The organism is Bacteroidales bacterium (genome assembly GCA_021157585.1).
In the GTDB taxonomy this organism is placed as follows: Bacteria; Bacteroidota; Bacteroidia; order Bacteroidales; family UBA12170; genus UBA12170.
This window is the reverse complement of sequence record JAGGWH010000065.1, coordinates 1-18,466: the sequence shown is the minus strand read 5'-3', so window position 1 is coordinate 18,466 and position 18,466 is coordinate 1. Positions and strand designations below refer to the sequence as shown.

The window sequence follows — 18,466 nt, the reverse complement described above, 5'->3', positions numbered from 1 at the left end:
GGTTGTAATATAGAGAGTTTGTTAAACTTAAATATAAAATCTTATTTTACGTCTAACAATAAGTGATTATTCACTTTTGTAGGCAGCATCTATACTTGCAATCATTGCAATATCTACAATTTCTTCAACAGAACTTCCTAATTGCAATACATGAGCTGATTTTTTAAAGCCATTTAAAATAGGTCCTATAACTTTATAATCAGTTGTTGACTGCAATAATTTATAGGCAATATTGCCTGAAGAAAGGTTGGGAAATATTAATGTATTTGCTCCTGATTCAGCTAATTTTGAAAATGGGAACTTACGTTTAAGTAGTTCTTTATTTAAAGCAAAATTCGCTTGCATTTCTCCATCAACAATTATATCGGGATGATTTTTATGCAGATAGGCTGCTACTTCACGCATAGTATTTGGCGAAAAGCCCTCATTAGATCCAAAATTAGAATATGACAGAAGAGCAATGCGAGGTTCAACCCCGAAATGACGAATTGATTGAGCTGTTTGTAAAGTGATTTCTATTAACTGTTCAACAGAAGGGTTTTTATTAACTGTAGTATCTGCTAAGAAATAAGGTCCTTTTTTGGAAATGAAAATATACATTCCGGATACTAATTTAACATTATCTGCTTTTCCAATTACTTGTAATGCAGGGCGAATGGCTTCGGGATAACTTTTGGTATGACCTAAAACAACACCGTCGGCTAAGCCGTACTGAACCATTGCCGGAGCAAAATAAGAACGTTGTCTCATTTTATCCGTAGTGTCTTCTAAAGACATTCCTTTGCGTTTTCTTTTTTCGAATAATAACTCGGCAAATTGTGAACGCAACTTGAGTTGTTTGTCGTCAATAGGATCAATAATCTTAACACCATTAAGTTCTAAATTATTCTCTTTAGCGATATTGATAATTACATCTTTATTACCTAAGAGTATAGGTGTTGCTAACTTTTCGTTAATAATTATCTCAGCAGCTTTTAATATTTTATAATTCTCGGCATCGGCAAAAACAATTCTTTTTAATTGTTTTTTTGCTTTTGCCTTAATTTGACGAATTAAAGGATTTCCTATACCTAAACGGGTGCGTAAACTTTCTTTATATACATCCCAGTTTTTAATTGGATTTTTAGCAATACCTGAATCCATAGCTGCTTTAGCAACAGCAGGAGCAATAGTTTCTATTAAGCGAGGATCGGTAGGTTTTGGGATAAGATAATCGGGACCAAAAGTAAGATTTCCGCTTTGGAAGGCTTGATTTACTTCTTCAGGAACAGGCTCTTTTGCTAAATCGGCAAGTGCATATGCTGCTGCTACTTTCATCTCTTCATTAATGCCGGTTGCTCTAACATCTAATGCCCCACGAAAAATATAAGGGAATCCCAATACATTATTTATTTGATTTGGATAATCTGATCTTCCGGTAGCCATTAAAACATCTTTACGAGTAGCTAATGCGTCTTCAACAGTAATTTCGGGATTTGGGTTAGCTAATGCAAAAACAATGGGATTATCGTTCATTGTTTTTAACATTTCAGGTTTTAAAACACCTCCAACAGATAAGCCAAGGAATAAATCGGCACCGTTAATGGCTTCTGCTAAAGTATTTATATCTTTATTGGTAGCAAATTCGGCTTTTTCTGTACTTAAATTTGGTCGGTCTTTACGAATAACACCGCGACTATCGCACATAATAATATTCTCAGGATTTACTCCCAATTTTTTGTAAAGACGTGTGCAAGAGATAGCAGATGCTCCGGCACCATTAACAACTACTTTTATATCTCCTATTTTTTTGCCAAGTACTTCAACGGCATTTAATAATCCTGCAGAAGAAATAATAGCTGTGCCATGTTGATCATCGTGCATTAATGGGATATCCAGTTCTTCTTTTAACCTACGTTCAATTTCAAAACATTCGGGGGCTTTAATATCTTCTAAGTTAATCCCTCCGAAAGTTGGAGCAATCATTTTTACGGTTTCAATAAATTTATCAACATCTTTGGTATCTACTTCAATATCAAAAACATCAATATCAGCATAAATCTTAAATAATAAACCTTTTCCCTCCATAACAGGTTTCCCTGCTTGAGCACCAATATCGCCTAAACCCAAAACGGCAGTTCCGTTTGAAATTACAGCAACAAGATTTCCTAAGGCAGTATACTTATATGCATCTTCGGGATTTTTCTCAATTTCTAAACAAGGCTCAGCAACACCTGGAGAATAAGCAAGTGATAAATCACGCATTGTAGAGTGGGTTGTTGTAGGAACGACTTCTATTTTTCCGGGTCTTCCTTCGCTATGATACTTTAAAGCATCTCTTTTAAATAAATTATCCATGATAAGTTTTTTTAAGAATGGAATTACTTAGGCAAATATATGTACTTTGTGTAATAATAACATGGTAGTAAAGAAACTTATAATACCTTTTAGCATAAAATAAATCAGCTTTTTAATGATTTAAGATATGATTTTTATAAATTTTGAAAAGTGTAAGATTGTTTTATTTATATGAACAATTAGAAAAGTAACTTATATGTAAATATTAGATTGAAGTTTTTGAACAATTGGTTCTTAATTATACTTGTATTTTCAAGTTTGTTTCGCATATTTAATTTGTATTTTTACTGCATAATAACTAATACAATAAGAATGTACGAATATTTAAATGGAAAATTAATTGAGAAAAACCCAGCTTATGTTGTAATCGACTGTCAGGGAGTTGGCTATTTTATAAATATCTCACTTAATACTTTTTCGGCTTTGCCTGATAAAGAAAATTGCAAATTATTCATTCATTTTATTGTTCGGGAAGATGCTCAAATTTTATATGGCTTTGCCGATGATTTTGAACGAAATGTTTTTCGTAATCTTTTGAGCGTGTCCGGCGTTGGTGCTGCTACTGCTCGTATGATTCTTTCAACATTAAATCCTAAGGAGGTAATTGAGGCTATTGCCCGTGGTGATGTAGCTTTGCTTAAATCTGTTAAAGGTATTGGTTTAAAATCTGCTCAACGGATTATTATTGATTTAAAGGGTAAGCTCGATATGAGTGAAGATGAAAGTAGTATTTTGTCTTTTACACACAATAGCTTAAAAGAAGAAGCGTTATCAGGTTTAGTGGTTTTGGGTTTTAGCAAACAGATGGCAAGTAAAGGCATCGATAAAGCATTAAAAGCTCATCCCGAAATTGAACGTGTTGAGCAATTGATTAAAGAAGTGCTGAAATTGATGTAAGTGATTTTTGGCAATACTTGATAAAAAAGCATTTAATAATTGAGTTTAAAGAATAGGATATCAATAAATAAGTACATTTTCCTTTTTGTTTTTTTTCTAACGAATCCTTTTTTAAAGGCCGAAGTTTTAAATGAAAGCAAAAAAGAGATTGATTTTTCTATAGTATATCTAACCTTAGTCGCCGATACCTCAAATTCTGATACAATATCATTGATTTATCCTATTCCTCAAGATAAAAGTGTTTTATATTATGGTGCTACACCCAAAAGCGCTTTGTATTTGCGTGATCCTAAAAATCTGAAAAATCAATTTATTTATGATCCTGTTACCGGTCAATATGTATTTACCAGTAAAATGGGAGAATTAAATTATCGTCCATCTCAAAAAATTGATTTAGACGAATATCGTATTTTTGAAGCAAACCAAGCTCTTCATAATTACTGGAAGAAAAAAGCAAGTGAAAGGGTAGATGCCGGTCAGCAAGGAGGAATACCAAAAATTCATATTGGAGGTGAAGCTTTTGAACGTATATTTGGGAGTAATACTATCGATATCAGGCCACAGGGTTCTGCCGAGTTGCTTTTTGGAGTAGTGAATAACAAACGTGAAGATCCGGCTTTAAATGTGCGTCAACAAAGTACTACCAATTTCGATTTTCAACAAAAAATCCAATTAAATGTTTTGGCCAAAATTGGCGATAAAATTGAATTTAAAGTTAATTACAATACCGAAGCCACTTTTGATTTTGAGAATAAATTAAAATTAAAATACGAAGGTAAGGAAGATGAAATTATTCAACTGATTGAAGCAGGGGATGTTACCTTGCCGCTTAATAGCACTCTTATTCAAGGAAGTCAGAGCTTGTTCGGCATTAAGTCGAAACTTAAGTTTGGGAAAATGACTATTACTTCCGTTTTCTCAGAACAGAAAAGTGAGTCCTCTTCAATTACGGTACAAGGCGGTGGTCAGAAAAATGATTTCCAATTGAAAATTGATGAATACGAAGAGAATCGTCACTTTTTCCTCTCCAAATATTTTCGCGATAATTATGAACGTTCTTTAACAGACTTGCCGGTAATAAACTCCAATATTAATATTACCAAAATTGAAGTCTGGGTGACTAATGTTGGAGCCCCGCTAACGGAAAACCGTAATATTTTGGCTTTTCAGGATTTGGGAGAGAGTAGACCCTATAACCCTTTGTTTAGTCCAGTAACTTCTCAGCGTCTTCCTTATAATGATGTAAATAATCTAAAACAAATTGTTGATACCAGTCGGGTACGGAGTATTAGCAATATTACTTCTTATCTTCAGAGTGGGAGTTTGAATCTTGTTTCGGGTATTGATTATGAAAAAGTTGAATTGGCCAGGAAATTAAGACCCTCGGAATATACATTAAACAGAAAGTTAGGTTTTATTTCGTTAAACACTCGTATTAATCCGGATCAGATAGTTGCAGTTTCTTATCAATATACCGTTATTGGCGATCAAAAAATTTATCAGGTTGGAGAGTTTTCTGATCAGGGAGTAGTTGCTCCTAATACGCTAATGGTAAAGCTTTTAAAAAGTACAGCTACCAATACGCAAACCGATTTGTGGAAGCTGATGATGAAGAATGTATACAACATTGGTGCTTACCAAGTCAATAGAGAAGACTTTAATTTAAATATTTTGTACGCAGGAGGTGTGGATGGTGTACCAAAAGGGTATTTAGCTGAAGGTCCGGAAGATGTGAAAGGCGTTAATCTTATAGAGGTTATGAAACTTGATCGTCTCGATCAGCAATTGAATCCTACGGCCGATGGAGTGTTTGATTTTATCGATCAGGCAGCTATAAACGGCGGTACAATTCAAGCATCAAATGGGCGAATCTTTTTTCCAATGCTTGAGCCTTTTGGAGAATATTTACGTAATAAATTAGCTGATGATGCTTTGGCAGATAAATACTGTTACGATTCACTTTATACACTAACCAAATCGGGAGCACAGCAATATCCGGCTAAAAATAAATTTTTGCTCGATGGTTCTTTTAAATCATCTACCGGTTCCGAAATCTCTTTGAACGCCTTAAATGTTCCGCAAGGTTCTGTAAAAGTCACAGCCGGAGGTATTCCACTGGTTGAAAATGTAGATTATACCGTTGATTATACTTTGGGTCGTGTTAGGATTATTAACGAAGGAATTTTAAGCTCGGGAACGCCCATCAATATTTCTATGGAAAGTACTGCGGCTTTTAGTTTGCAAACCAAGCGTATGATGGGTACGCATATCGACTACGACTGGAGTAAGAATTTGCATTTAGGAGGTACTTTTCTTAACCTAAGTGAAAAGCCCATTACCCAGAAAACGAATATTGGAGACGATCCTATAAACAATACTATTTATGGTTTTGATATTAGTTATCAAAAAGAATCGCGATGGATTACTAAAATGGTGGATAAACTACCTTTTATCGAAACCGACGCTCCTTCTACAATAACCTTTAATGGTGAATTTGCTCATTTTTTACCTGGCCATTCGAGGGCTATTGGCGAAAGTGGAACTTCGTATATCGATGATTTTGAAGGAACAAAATCAACCATCGATTTAAAAATGGTTTCGCGTTGGACAATGGCTAGTACACCGCAAGGACAAACTCAAGCAGGAATGTTTCCCGAAGCCGGAATAGGTACAGATTTATTGTATGGTATGAATCGCGCCAAGCTTGCTTGGTATATTATTGATCCGCTATTTTACGATCAAGGTAATCTTCGCCCTGCGAATATAGATAGAGAAGAATTATCAAAAGATGAGGTTCGACAGGTATTAGAGAAAGAAGTTTTTCCTGCAAAAGAAACGCCTAATGGTTATCCGAGTAATATTCCTGTTTTTAATTTGGCTTTTTATCCTGAAGAGCGTGGTGCATACAATTACGATGTAGATGGCGTTTTGGGAATTTCGTCAGGTTTAGAATCTGATGGTAGTCTTAAAAATCCGGAAACGCGCTGGGGCGGTATTATGCGCCAAATAGAAACTTCTGATTTTGAAGCAACCAATATAGAGTATATTGAGTTTTGGATGATGGATCCGTTTAGCGAAGATCCAAATGGAAGTGGCGGACAATTGTATTTTAATTTGGGTGATGTTTCGGAGGATATTTTGCGCGATTCGCGAAAAGCATACGAAAATGGTTTGCCAACATCTGAAATCGTAGAGAATGTTGATTCAACAATATGGGGTAGAGTGCCGGTTCTTCAATCGCTGGTCGATGCTTTTGATAATCAGCCGAAATCGCGTCCATTTCAGGATGTTGGCTTTGATGGCTTGAGCGATGATGATGAACGGAACTTTTTTCAGGAAATATATCTAAATAAAATAAATACTCGTTATGGTGTTAATTCTCAAGCTTTTACAAAAGCTAATGAAGATCCTTCAGCAGATAACTTTCATTATTTCCGCGGAACGGATTATGATGAGAATGACCAATACGGCAGTATTATAGAGCGGTATAAAAAGTATAACGGTGTAGAAGGGAATAGTCCTGCATCTGAGTTTAGCGATGAAACTTATCCTACTATGGCCACTACTTTGCCCGATGTGGAAGATATAAATAGAGATAATACTTTAAGTGAGGCCGAGCGATACTATCAATATGTTATCGATTTGCATCCTGACAATATGGAAATAGGGAAAAATTTTATTACCGATATTCGGGAAGGCAATGGTTCTGATGAAAAAGAAAATGGCGATCCTATTTACACTAAATGGTATCAATTTAAAATTCCTGTTCGCAGTCCAAGTAAGGTGGTTGGAGCCATTAACGATTTTAAATCTATTCGCTTTATGCGGATGTTTATGAAGGGATTTGAAAAACCAAAAGTGCTCCGTTTTGCAACTTTGGAATTGGTACGCAGCGATTGGCGCCGTTATCGTTATGATTTATTAAGTCCTGGAGAGTATATTCCGGACGATATTCAGAGTGAAACGGTTTTTGATGTGGCGGCCGTAAATATTGAAGAGAATGGTAGTCGTTATCCTATTCCTTATGTTATTCCGCCGGGTATTGAACGTGAGATAAATATTGGAACAACAAATTTACAGAGACGTAACGAGCAGGCAATGCAGATCGTAAGTTGTGGTTTATTAGACGGTGATGCCAGAGCAACTTTTAAAACGGTTGATTTTGATTTTAGGCGATATAAAAAATTAAAGATGTTTGTCCACGCTGAAAAAATGCGAATTGACGACAAGCTTGATAATGGCGACTTGACTATTTTTATTCGTTTGGGAGCCGACTTTACAGAAAATTATTATGAATATGAAATTCCTCTGCAATTAACCGATTGGGGGACTTCCGATCCGGAAGCAATCTGGCCGGAGGCCAACCGTTTTGATGTTGATTTGGAGCGTTTAGTCGAAGTAAAACTAAATAGAAATATTGCCGAACGAGAGAGTGTAGGTATTTTAAATGCCGGTTCACTTTATTCCGAAATGGACAATGGAAATAAAATTACAGTAAAAGGCTCCCCCAGCCTAAGTGATGTAAAAGCCATTATGATAGGAGTGAGGAATCCTAAAAAAACAACTGTTGATAGCGATGATGATGGCCTTTCAAAATGTGCAGAAATATGGATTAACGAATTGCGAGTAAGTGATTTTGATAATAAATCAGCTTGGGCAGCAACGGCAAGAGCTAAGATTGATTTGGCCGATTTAGGTAATGTTATTGTTTCGGGAGCGAGAAGCACAGCGGGTTTTGGTGGTTTGGAAAGTGGTATTACTAATCGCCAGCTTGAAGATGTAACTAATATTGATGTTGCAACAAATCTGAAGATAGGGAAATTTTTTCCTGAAAAATGGGGCATTCGTATTCCATTGCATTTTGATTATTCTGAGACTAAGCTCGATCCTGAGTTTAACCCCTTGGATCCCGATATAAATTTTCAGAAAGATTTAGATAGTTATCCAACTAAGTCGAAAAGGGATTCGGCACGATCCGTAGCGCAAGATTTTACTTTGAGAAAGAATATCAACTTTATCAATGTTAGAAAAGACAGATCGGGATCAAATTTAGGTAAAACACATATCTATGACCTTGAGAATTTTGATGTTTCTTATTCATATTCAGAAATTTATCATCGTAATATTGATATTGAATATCATTTAAAGAAAGCTTATCGTGGAGGTTTGGGTTATAATGTGAATCTAAATCCTAAACCGATAGAGCCTTTTAAAAGAGTGAAGTTCTTAAGTGGTAAAAACTGGCGTATTATTCGCGATTTTAACTTTTTTCTTAAACCCCGTTTATTCACTTTTAGAACAGATATCAATAGAGAGTATGAAGATAAAAAGCTACGAAATAAAAGTATAGGCGATATTCCTATCCGCTGGACTTGGAGTAAGCGTTTCGATTGGAACCGCTCTTATAATATGCGTTTTGATTTAACACGCTCTTTGAAGTTGGATTATAACGCTAAAGCCAGTGCTTTCATCAATGAACCCGAAGGGCGTATCGATCGCTCCGATGATCAGTATATGATTGAATATCGCGACTTTGTGATGAATAGTGTTTATGCCGGTGGTAAAATGAATCAGTTTGATCAATCGACAGGACTAAATTACACCTTACCAATAAATAAAATTCCTTTGTTTAACTGGGTGAATGCTACGGCTCGTTATCAAAGTGAATACCATTGGACAGCATCGCCATTGAGTTTGCAGGATAGGTTTGGGAACAGTATTGAAAATTCCAGTTCATTGGCATTAAATGGAAGTTTTAGGATTAGTAAATTATATGATAAAATCCCGTATTTAAAGAAAATCAGTCGTCCGCAACGTCGCCCCGGAAGACGTTCCGCTGCTCCAAATAGAAATAATAAACAACTTAAGAAACCTGAAAAAGATAAGCTTGCCATTAAAATATTAAACGAAAGTTTGAAAGTGTTAATGATGTGGAAAGATGCTTCGGTAACTTATTCTGAAAATAAAGGAAATTATTTGCCCGGCTTTATTCCGGAGCCTGATATGTTGGGAAATAATTGGTCGAAGATGGCTCCGGGTTTAGGTTATGTTTTTGGGTTAGATAACGATATTAGGTATGAAGCGGGAATAAATGGTTGGTTATCTACGGATTCTGCACAGAATCAAATGAGTATGAATAAACAGAGTACTGATTTGAATTTGAGAGCAACATTAGAGCCGGTTAAAGATTTTAGGATTGAAATATCGGCAACACGCACTTCAACAAATTCTTCGGAAGATTATTATAAATGGTCTGATGATGATTTTAGTTTCCAGTCGTTTGCCGCTATGGAAAGAGGTAGTTTTAGTATGTCGTTTTTAACCATTGGAACTGCTTTCAAAAAAATAAACGACGACAACAGCTCGGAACCTTACGACAACTTGCGTGCTTATCGTTTTCCAATAGCAGAAAGATTAGCCAATCAGAATTCTAATTGGACGGGTTTGTATAACGACTCTACAGGTTTCCCTATAGGCTATGGTGCTACATCGCAAGATGTAATTCACGGAGCGTTTATGGCAGCTTATACCGGTAAATCGCCTCAGGATGTTAAACTTGGATATTTCCCTTCTATTCCTTTACCAAATTGGCGATTTACTTATAAAGGGCTATCAAAAATTCCGTTTATAAAAAAATGGTTTAAAAATATTACTATCTCTCATGCTTATCGCTCGTCTTATAATATTGGTTCTTATATCTCTAATATTCAGTATCAGGAGACAAATGGATTTGCATCGAGCCTAAATGATAATTACGACTTTAATGCAAAATACGATATTACCTTATTGTCTATTTCGGAGCAGTTTAGTCCGCTGATTAGAATTAATGCTACACTGAAAAATAGTATGATTGCTAATATTGAAATTAAACGTTCGCGAAATTTAGCACTTAGTTTTGTAAATAATCAACTAACGGAGGTCGTTAGTCAGGAATATGTTATAGGCATTGGTTACAGATTAAAAGGTGTAAAGTTGAAATTCTCAAATGTGAGAGGCGGCAATGGTAAAACAAAGGTAAATAGCGATTTGAATTTAAAAGCCGACTTTTCTTTGCGCGATAATAGAACTATTTTACGTCGTATAGATCAAAATATCGATCAGGTTTCTTCGGGTCAGAAAGTAATGTCTATAAATTTCTCTGCCGATTATATGATGAGCGACCGGATGACGATGCGTTTTTATTACGATCAGGTGATTAATAATCCATATATGGCAAATCAATACCGTAACTCAACTACCAATGGCGGAATTAGTTTGCGTTTTACATTGGCGCAATAATATCAATTCTTTTAATTAAACTTTATTAAAAATTCTCTTCAAAATCCTGATTGGGAGTAAAGTCATTATGCGTAACTTTGCCGTCCAAATTAGTAGAAATGAATATTAGAGAAGCACGTCAAAATAAACGTATAAAACCCGATTGGTTAAAGATTAAAGTTCCTTTTGGAAAGACATATCTTGGTGTTAAAGAGGTTATTGAACGTAATAAGTTACATACCATTTGCACCAGTGGTCATTGTCCGAATATGGAAGATTGTTGGGGAAGAGGTACTGCAACACTTATGATTTTAGGCGATATTTGTACGCGTGCTTGTAAATTCTGTGCTGTAAAAACAGGTAAGCCTTTAGCCGTAGACTTGGAAGAACCGGCACGTGTTGCAGAATCGGTTGAATTATTAAAATTAAAACATGTTGTTTTAACATCCGTTGATAGAGACGATTTAGAAGATGGTGGAGCTGCTATTTGGGCGGAGACTGTGCGTAAAATTAAAGAACGAACTCCCGAAGTAACCATAGAAACTTTAATTCCCGATTTTAAAGGAAACTATAAGGATTTGAAAACAATGATGGATTCACGTCCCGAAGTGATTTCTCATAATATGGAAACCACCAGAATTCTTACTCCTCGTACACGCAGTCTTGCTAAATACGATCGTAGTTTAGAAGTTATTAAATGGATTTCGGAATACGGAATTATTTCTAAATCGGGGATAATGGTTGGCATTGGAGAAACCGAAGAAGACGTTTTAGAAACAATGGATGATTTACGTGCAGTTGGATGTCAGGTTTTAACTATCGGACAATATTTACAACCAAGCAGCAAGCATCTTCCTGTTAGTGAATATATTCATCCCGATGTGTTTGAACGTTATCGTTTAGCCGGAATAGAAAAAGGATTTACACATGTTGAAAGTGGACCGCTTGTTCGTTCTTCTTATCATGCCGAAAAGCATATTAAAAAATAATAAAAGATGGAAGTTTTTACAATCTTTAATGATTTAGGATATATGTCATATCAAGAGACCTTGGAATATCAAGAGAAGCTCTTTAATGAAATCCTTTATATTAAAAACTGTAACAGAACCCTTCCTCAATGTGAAAAACAAGTACAGTATAATTATCTTATTTTTTGTGAGCATCCTCATGTTTATACCCTTGGAAAAAGTGGAGATGAGTCTAACCTTTTAATTAATACTCTTCAACTTCAAGATAAAAATGCCGATTTTGTAAAGACTAGTCGTGGAGGAGATATTACTTATCACGGTCCCGGACAATTAGTGGGCTATCCTATTCTCGACTTGGAAGGTTTGCAGATAGGAACAAGAAAATATATAGAGAAGATGGAAGATGCTATTATTCTTTTGCTTAAAGAATATGGACTGGAAACTTATAGAAGAACGGATTCTATTGGTGTTTGGTTAGCGGAAACATCTGATAAGCCCGAACGAAAAATAGCTGCAATTGGAGTTAAAATCAGTCGTTATGTGAGTATGCATGGCTTTGCTCTAAATGTTAATCCCGATATGGATTATTATAAACATATTAATCCTTGTGGAATTTTAGACAAAGGAGTTACTTCTATGGAAGAAGAATTGGGATATGCGCCCGATATTCAAGAAATTAAAATAAAGCTAAAAGGATATTTAACTCAACAATTAGAGCTAAATCTTTATGAAATGGGATAATAATATGACGATATGATAATGAATTTCAAATTATCTTATCAATACATTATCTAATTAGCAGATCATTTAAAACATTCCGGGTATCATATTCCGAGCAGCACTTGCCATTTCCATTTCATTAACACTATCGGCATGCTCCAAGGCTTTATTAATAGCTATTTGTACTAATTCTTCAATAGCTTCTTTATCGCCATCATCCATCAATTTTTGGTTTATATTGATTTCCGTAATTCTACGATTCCCATTGGCATAAACGGTAACTAAACCTCTTTCAGCTTCCCCTTTAACCGAAATAGCATCTAATTTCTTTTTGGTATTGTCCATGACTTCTTTCATTGGACCTAAATTCCCCATTAATTTATTTAGCATTTTATGTGATTTTATAGATGCTGCAAATATACACGCTTTTTAAAAGATTTGTACCTTTGGCGCACATTTTAAAAGAGAAAATAATGTCGATGATCGCCATAGAAGGTATGGAATTTTACGCCTACCACGGATGTTTTGAAGAAGAGAAAATTATAGGAACCAGCTTTGTGGTTGATCTTTATTTTAATACTGATACAAGTGAAGCTGAAAAAACAGATAATCTGAGTAAAACAGTTAATTATCTCGATGTTTATCAATCGGTTAAAAAACAAATGCAGATAGGGTCTAATCTTTTAGAGCATATTTCCCGACGTATCCTTTTAGCTGTTCAGCACGAATTCCCTCAAGTTGAATGGGCTAAAGTAAAAATTCAAAAACTCAATCCTCCCCTTGGCGGTAAAATGAAAAGTGTAAGTGTAACATTAACAACTGATGATATAGAAAAGGAATAGCTATTTTACTATTTAGTGAATATCACTTTTTCCTAATCAACATCAGACCATCTCTTAAAGGAAGTAGTACATTTTCTACACGATCGTCTTGTTGAACAAGGGTGTTAAATTCAATAATTCCGGGAGTGTCTTTATCGCCTTTTTTTATGGGTTCAATTACTTTCCCGCTCCATAAAACATTGTCTGCTAACAAAAAGCCGCCTGAACGAATCTTATCAAAAACTAAATTGTAATAATTTGAATAGTTATTTTTATCGGCATCGATAAAAACTAAATCGAAAAGTAAATCAAGCTCAGGGATAATTTTTAATGCATTGCCAAAATATTGTATAATCTGATTTTCAACAGCTGCTTTTTTAAAGTATTTACTGGCAATAGATTCTAATTCGGGGTCGAGTTCTATAGTATGTATTTTTCCGTTTTCGGCTAAACCTTCCGACAGACAAATAGCCGAATAACCGGTATATGTTCCTATTTCTAATATTGTTTTTGGGCGAATCATATGCGATAGCATACTTAAAAACCTTCCCTGTTGTTTACCGCTTATCATACGCGGATGTACCATTTTTAAGTTGGTTTCGCGGTAGAGCTCATTTAAAATATTACTATGATCAGAGCTGTGCTTTTCGCTGTAATCTTCAATTTTAGAATCTATCATTTTTGCAGATGTTTGTAATTTTATTTAAACACAAGCATACTCATCTGATCCGGATCAAAAACTTCATTTGCAACATCAAGAATATCTTCGGCAGTAACTTTGTGTATTTTTAAATTCACTTCTTCAAGAGTACTAATCCTGCCGTAGCTTAATAAGCTGCGTCCGTTATTATGCATTTTTACTGCATTAGAATCTTCGGAAATAGCAATTTGTCCCGCGAATTGTTGTTTTGCCTTTTTTAGCTGAAGTGGACCTAATTTTTTATCTCTGAGTAATTTTAATTCTTTATGAACTAATTCTATGCTTCGCTCCAAATAATGCTTGTCGGTTCCCATATAAATAGAGAAATTCCCCACATCGCTATATGGTGTATAATTAGATTCCAGATTGTAGGTAAAACCGTATTTCTCTCGGATAGCTAAATTTAAACGAGAGTTTAATCCGGGACCTCCCAAATAATTATTTAAAAGAGAGAAGCTGGTGCGTTTATTGTCTTTCAGGCCGTAAGACCTGTTTCCAATCATACAATGTGTTTGAAACAATCGGCGTTTCTTTATTTTATCTACGGGAAAATACCCATTAACAAGCTCACGATTAGTGGATGATAGATTTGCGCTTTTATCGGAAAAATATTTCTCAAAAAGCAAAACCAATTTTTTAAATTCTATAGCTCCAACCGAAGAAATAACCATTTTATCGGTATTATAATTTTGGGCTATAAACTCTTTTACTCTTTCTTTATTAAACGATTTAACAAGTTTTTTTGTCCCTAAAATATTTTTTCCCAAAGGATGTTCGGGAAAAAGTAAACAATCAAAGTCGTCAAAAATCTGCTCCGAAGGAGTGTCTTTGTAAGAGTTTATTTCATCAATTACAACTTCTTGTTCTTTTTTTAATTCCTTTTCGGGAAAGACAGAATGAAAAACAATATCAGCAAAAAGCTCTAATGTTCGTGCATAATGCTGTGATAAAAAAGCAGCTTCAATAACCGTTTCTTCCTTAGATGTATAAGCATTTAGTTCAGCTCCTACATCTTCTAACCGACTAAGAATATGATAGGCTTTTCGTTTTTCGGTACCTTTAAAAATAACATGCTCAATAAAATGTGCTAACCCATTTTGATGTGGTAATTCATCGCGAGAGCCGGTATCTACTATCAGACCTAAATGAGCAACCTGTCCGTTTGACTCATTGCTTAACTGCTGATGTACTAAGCGAATTCCGTTTTTTAACTGATGTATCTGATAATCTGCCATTCGGGCGCAAAAGTACAGCTTTTTTATAATGCAATTAATGAGTTGATGTGCTATTTTGCTGAGAGTGCTGGCTCGAAAGTAAATATTAAAGGTTTAATACTTTATTAAGATGTGAAAAAGGGATGTGTGTTTTAAAAAAAACTAAATCTTTTTAGTCCAAAGAAGTTGCTTTTGTTTTTCTTTTTTGTGAAGACTAATCAGGTGTAACTCAATATCTTCCAATAAAATATCCAAGTCTTTTAAACTATGAGTCGGAATATTCATCGCAGCCTGAAGAATAGGAATCTTACGTAGTTTATTTAATAGTTCAACCTGAAAAGGAGTGCTTATTTTTTCATCAATTAATAAAAAATAATCAAAATTACGATAAGCTGAAATAGCAATTCTACCTTGATTTTTATTTGAGAACAGATAATAATTAAGATGTTTCTCCTCATCGGCAAAATGATAAAAGGAGAAATCGCCTAACTTATCTTTTCTGCCATAAAGCGGAAGGTCTTCAAGTTTGTTAAAAGAAAATCCTAAAGACTTACTGGCAAAATAAAGTAAACGGTAATCGTTGGCTAAACAAGATAAGCCAATAATACTATGTTGGTTATTAACAGATTTTGAAATACTTAATTTCTTTGCCAATGCCTGTGATTTTAGAAGGCTAATTTACAAGGAAAAAGTAAATGATAGCAATTTTTGATAATGTTTCATCGGGGAGACGACAACTGAAAATTACACTCTCAGCTGTTCCTAACTATCTTTTTGATTTGTTCAGAAGTCTTATCTTTTTACTAATAAGGTTACATTTTTTTTGAGTCTTAAAGGTTTTTTCTATAGGAAGATAAAACATATTCTATATTTGTCGAGCCGAAAGATAGAAATAAAATAAGTTTGAAAAAGAAGATTATTAATATTGGAGTGCTTGCTCATGTAGATGCAGGAAAAACTACTCTTAGCGAAAGCTTTTTGTATTTAGCAGGGGTAATAAAAAACCTTGGTAATGTAGATAAAGGTAGCTCGCAAACAGATTTTTTAGACATTGAAAAAGAACGTGGTATTTCTATTCGTTCTGCAGCTTCAACTTTTTATTGGAAAGACGTACAAATAAATTTAATTGATACTCCCGGGCATATAGATTTTTCTGCAGACTTAGAACGTACGTTAGTGGTTTTGGATGCCGCTATTTTAGTGGTCTCTGCTGTTGAAGGTGTTCAGTCGCATACCGAAAATATTTGGTCAGTACTGAAAGAGCATAAAATCCCCACTATTATTTTTATAAATAAAATAGATCGCTTGGGAGCTGATACAGAGAGAGTTCTGCGCGAGATAAGAAATAATCTGACTGACGATATTGTAGTTTTGCAAGAAAGCATAAATGATGGAGAAGGAAATGCAGCAAACATTAATAGTTGTTGGAACGAGAATAATATTTGTGAACAAACTCTTGAAAGCATTGCTAATAATAATGATACTATTTTAGAGAAATATATAAATAATGAAACTATCTCCTTCCGTGAGTTAGACGAAGAGTTAAAAGCTGCTGCTAATAGTTCTCAGCTTATTCCTGTTTTAATGGGAGCAGCAAAAAATATGTTGGGAGTGCACGAACTTTTAGATACTCTTGTAAATTATATGCCTTTTGCAAAAGGAAGTGAAGAAAATCCTTTTTCGGCCTTGGTTTTTAGTGTTGCTCACGATAGAAAATTGGGGAAAATTATTGGCATAAAATTGTTTGACGGAAAACTATCTAATAGAGACGTGATTAAAAATGTTAGTCGTGATATAGAAGAGAAAGTGAGTTTGATAAGACGTTTTCAGGCCGGAAAATTGAAAGAGGAAAACTTTGTTGGTGCAGGCGATATAGCTGCTGTATGCGGTTTATCTGCTGCTAATGTTGGTGATGTTTTAGGAAGTGATAGTCTTGTTCCGAAAAAAATAAAAATAAATAGTCCTTTGCTTACCGTACAAGTTAAGGCCGATAATGAAAAAGATTATCCTGCTTTAGCAGAAGCTCTTCAGATTCTTAATACAGAAGATCCTTCTCTTCAATTTGAATGGCTGCGCGAAGAGAAAGAGTTGCATATTAGGATTATGGGTTGGATACAAATTGAGGTGTTGGAGAGAATTATAGAAACTCGCTTTAATGTTAAAGCCAAATTTGATAATCCAACGGTGATTTATAAGGAAAGTCCTAAAAAATCAGCCGAAGGCTTTGCCCGATATTGGATGCCAAAACCCTGTTGGGCTATTGTTAAGTTTAAAATTGAAGCGGGAGAGACGGGAAGCGGACTTGTTTATAAATCGGAAGTTGGTGTAAATGATGTGCATAGAAAATATCAAAATGAAATAGAGCGTACTATTCCCGAAGCTTTAAAACAAGGTCCTAAAGGATGGGAAGTAACGGATTTGATAATTACTTTTGTTGAGGGAGAAGATCACGAAGTGCATTCTCGTCCGGGTGATTTTGCAATAGCAACGCCTATGGCTATAATGAATGGTTTGGTAAATAGCGGAACAAAATTTCTTGAACCTTATTTATGGTTTCAAATTGGGGCTCCCGAAGATTTATTGGGAGTAATTACCAGTGATATTATTCAGATGAGAGGTAGCTTTGAAAGTCCGCAAATGAAAAACGGAAAATTTGTGTTGGAAGGATTAGTCCCTCTTGCTACTTCTATGGATTTTCCAATAAGATTAAGCTCCCGTTCCGGCGGAAAAGCAAAGATTAAAACACGTTTCCATTCGTATAAAGAATGTGCAGACGATAAAGGAGTGATTAGACCATTTAAAGGCATAAGCCCGTTAGATGAGGCTAAATATATACTAAAAGCTAGAAAAGCAATTCAGGAAAGTTGGAAGAATTAAACCTGTTTAAATTATTTTCAATTTTTATGTTCTACAATTAGCTCAATCGAAGCACTGCTGTATCTATAAAAATTAGTTTTTAAGGTCGGTAAAAAAGCGTTGGCAAGACATAGGTAGTGTCCATATTAGTGTGTCTTCTCAGACTCAAAAAGTTTTCAATAAATTAATAAGTTCAATGTTTTCCGAGTGTTTATTTTTCACCAATTTAGGTTCAAATTTAAAATTATAAATTGGATATCTATATTGCTTTTCTGATTTATCTATTGCAACACTTGTAATTAGTGCTAGTACAGAATCTTTGTGCAGTATATCGTCTATATTTTTAAATACTTGTTCAAACATATATTGTTAGTTCCTTTTGTTTTTGTTTATAATTCCGGTTGAGCGTTAGCTTTCCATTTCTTTATTTTCTTGTAGCAAATTTATCATTCTTGTTTATTTTTTCAGCTTGCCCCTAACGTTCGAGTATATGAGGCGTTTGGCATTTTGAAACGTATCATTTTCAACTTATGATTAATTTTATTTATTGCTAATAACTTCATATTTAATACAATCTGCCAAATGCCGTATATTTTTTTGTTGGGTGCTAGCTTTTTATATTACCACAAATTCTCTAAAGTTTTTCCTGTCAATAATTTTACTTTCAGCGTTATATGCTTCAACAAATGTCTTAGG

The 18,466-nt window shown here is 34.7% G+C and carries 11 protein-coding genes; 6 read left to right on the top strand and 5 right to left on the bottom strand.

Translation table 11 applies throughout. The features are described from left to right. Window positions 1-66: 66 nt before the first annotated feature. Window positions 67-2,337 (bottom strand): NADP-dependent malic enzyme, encoded by a 2,271-nt coding sequence (locus J7K39_04100; protein MCD6179067.1) that lies wholly within the window; start codon window positions 2,335-2,337, stop codon window positions 67-69. 312 nt (window positions 2,338-2,649) lie between these two features. Here J7K39_04100 and ruvA point away from each other — a divergent pair, with 312 nt between their 5' ends. The 4 genes from ruvA to lipB all read left to right on the top strand — a co-directional run bounded on the left by ruvA (window position 2,650) and on the right by lipB (window position 12,200). After that, entirely contained in the window at window positions 2,650-3,234 is a 585-nt protein-coding gene (ruvA, locus tag J7K39_04095; protein MCD6179066.1) for a Holliday junction branch migration protein RuvA, read from the top strand. Between the two features lie 39 nt (window positions 3,235-3,273). Beyond that, entirely contained in the window at window positions 3,274-10,512 is a 7,239-nt protein-coding gene (gene sprA, locus J7K39_04090) for a cell surface protein SprA (protein MCD6179065.1), read from the top strand. A 98-nt stretch (window positions 10,513-10,610) separates the two neighbouring features. After that, window positions 10,611-11,480 (top strand): lipoyl synthase, encoded by an 870-nt coding sequence (gene lipA, locus J7K39_04085; GenBank protein MCD6179064.1) that lies wholly within the window; start codon window positions 10,611-10,613, stop codon window positions 11,478-11,480. A 6-nt stretch (window positions 11,481-11,486) separates the two neighbouring features. After that, entirely contained in the window at window positions 11,487-12,200 is a 714-nt protein-coding gene (lipB, locus tag J7K39_04080) for a lipoyl(octanoyl) transferase LipB (protein MCD6179063.1), read from the top strand. A 66-nt stretch (window positions 12,201-12,266) separates the two neighbouring features. Here lipB and J7K39_04075 read toward each other — a convergent pair whose 3' ends face one another. Beyond that, window positions 12,267-12,569: a YbaB/EbfC family nucleoid-associated protein gene (locus J7K39_04075; protein ID MCD6179062.1), complete on the bottom strand. Its 303-nt coding sequence runs from the start codon at window positions 12,567-12,569 to the stop codon at window positions 12,267-12,269. Window positions 12,570-12,625: 56 nt separating this feature from the next. Here J7K39_04075 and folB point away from each other — a divergent pair, with 56 nt between their 5' ends. After that, entirely contained in the window at window positions 12,626-13,021 is a 396-nt protein-coding gene (gene folB / locus J7K39_04070) for a dihydroneopterin aldolase (GenBank protein ID MCD6179061.1), read from the top strand. Between the two features lie 22 nt (window positions 13,022-13,043). Here folB and J7K39_04065 read toward each other — a convergent pair whose 3' ends face one another. From J7K39_04065 to J7K39_04055, 3 genes are all read right to left on the bottom strand, one after another. Continuing rightward, entirely contained in the window at window positions 13,044-13,679 is a 636-nt protein-coding gene (locus tag J7K39_04065) for a class I SAM-dependent methyltransferase (GenBank protein ID MCD6179060.1), read from the bottom strand. A gap of 20 nt (window positions 13,680-13,699) precedes the next feature. Continuing rightward, complete coding sequence (locus J7K39_04060; protein MCD6179059.1) at window positions 13,700-14,935, bottom strand: insulinase family protein; 1,236 nt, start codon at window positions 14,933-14,935, stop codon at window positions 13,700-13,702. A gap of 141 nt (window positions 14,936-15,076) precedes the next feature. After that, window positions 15,077-15,568 carry an IPExxxVDY family protein gene (locus J7K39_04055; protein MCD6179058.1) on the bottom strand — a complete coding sequence of 164 codons (492 nt, stop codon included), beginning with the start codon at window positions 15,566-15,568 and terminating at the stop codon, window positions 15,077-15,079. A gap of 249 nt (window positions 15,569-15,817) precedes the next feature. On the opposite strand from J7K39_04055, the gene J7K39_04050 reads away from it, so the two are divergent. Further along, window positions 15,818-17,791 (top strand): TetM/TetW/TetO/TetS family tetracycline resistance ribosomal protection protein, encoded by a 1,974-nt coding sequence (locus tag J7K39_04050; GenBank protein MCD6179057.1) that lies wholly within the window; start codon window positions 15,818-15,820, stop codon window positions 17,789-17,791. The last annotated feature ends 675 nt before the right edge of the window (window positions 17,792-18,466 follow it).

Excerpts from the sequence above, each read along its gene's own strand:
- J7K39_04100 (MCD6179067.1), bottom strand. The coding sequence starts at position 2,337 with ATGGATAATTTATTTAAAAGAGATGCTTTAAAGTATCATAGCGAAGGA.
- ruvA (MCD6179066.1), top strand. The coding sequence starts at position 2,650 with ATGTACGAATATTTAAATGGAAAATTAATTGAGAAAAACCCAGCTTAT.
- lipA (MCD6179064.1), top strand. The coding sequence starts at position 10,611 with ATGAATATTAGAGAAGCACGTCAAAATAAACGTATAAAACCCGATTGG.
- lipB (MCD6179063.1), top strand. The coding sequence starts at position 11,487 with ATGGAAGTTTTTACAATCTTTAATGATTTAGGATATATGTCATATCAA.
- J7K39_04075 (MCD6179062.1), bottom strand. The coding sequence starts at position 12,569 with ATGCTAAATAAATTAATGGGGAATTTAGGTCCAATGAAAGAAGTCATG.
- J7K39_04065 (MCD6179060.1), bottom strand. The coding sequence starts at position 13,679 with ATGATAGATTCTAAAATTGAAGATTACAGCGAAAAGCACAGCTCTGAT.
- J7K39_04060 (MCD6179059.1), bottom strand. The coding sequence starts at position 14,935 with ATGGCAGATTATCAGATACATCAGTTAAAAAACGGAATTCGCTTAGTA.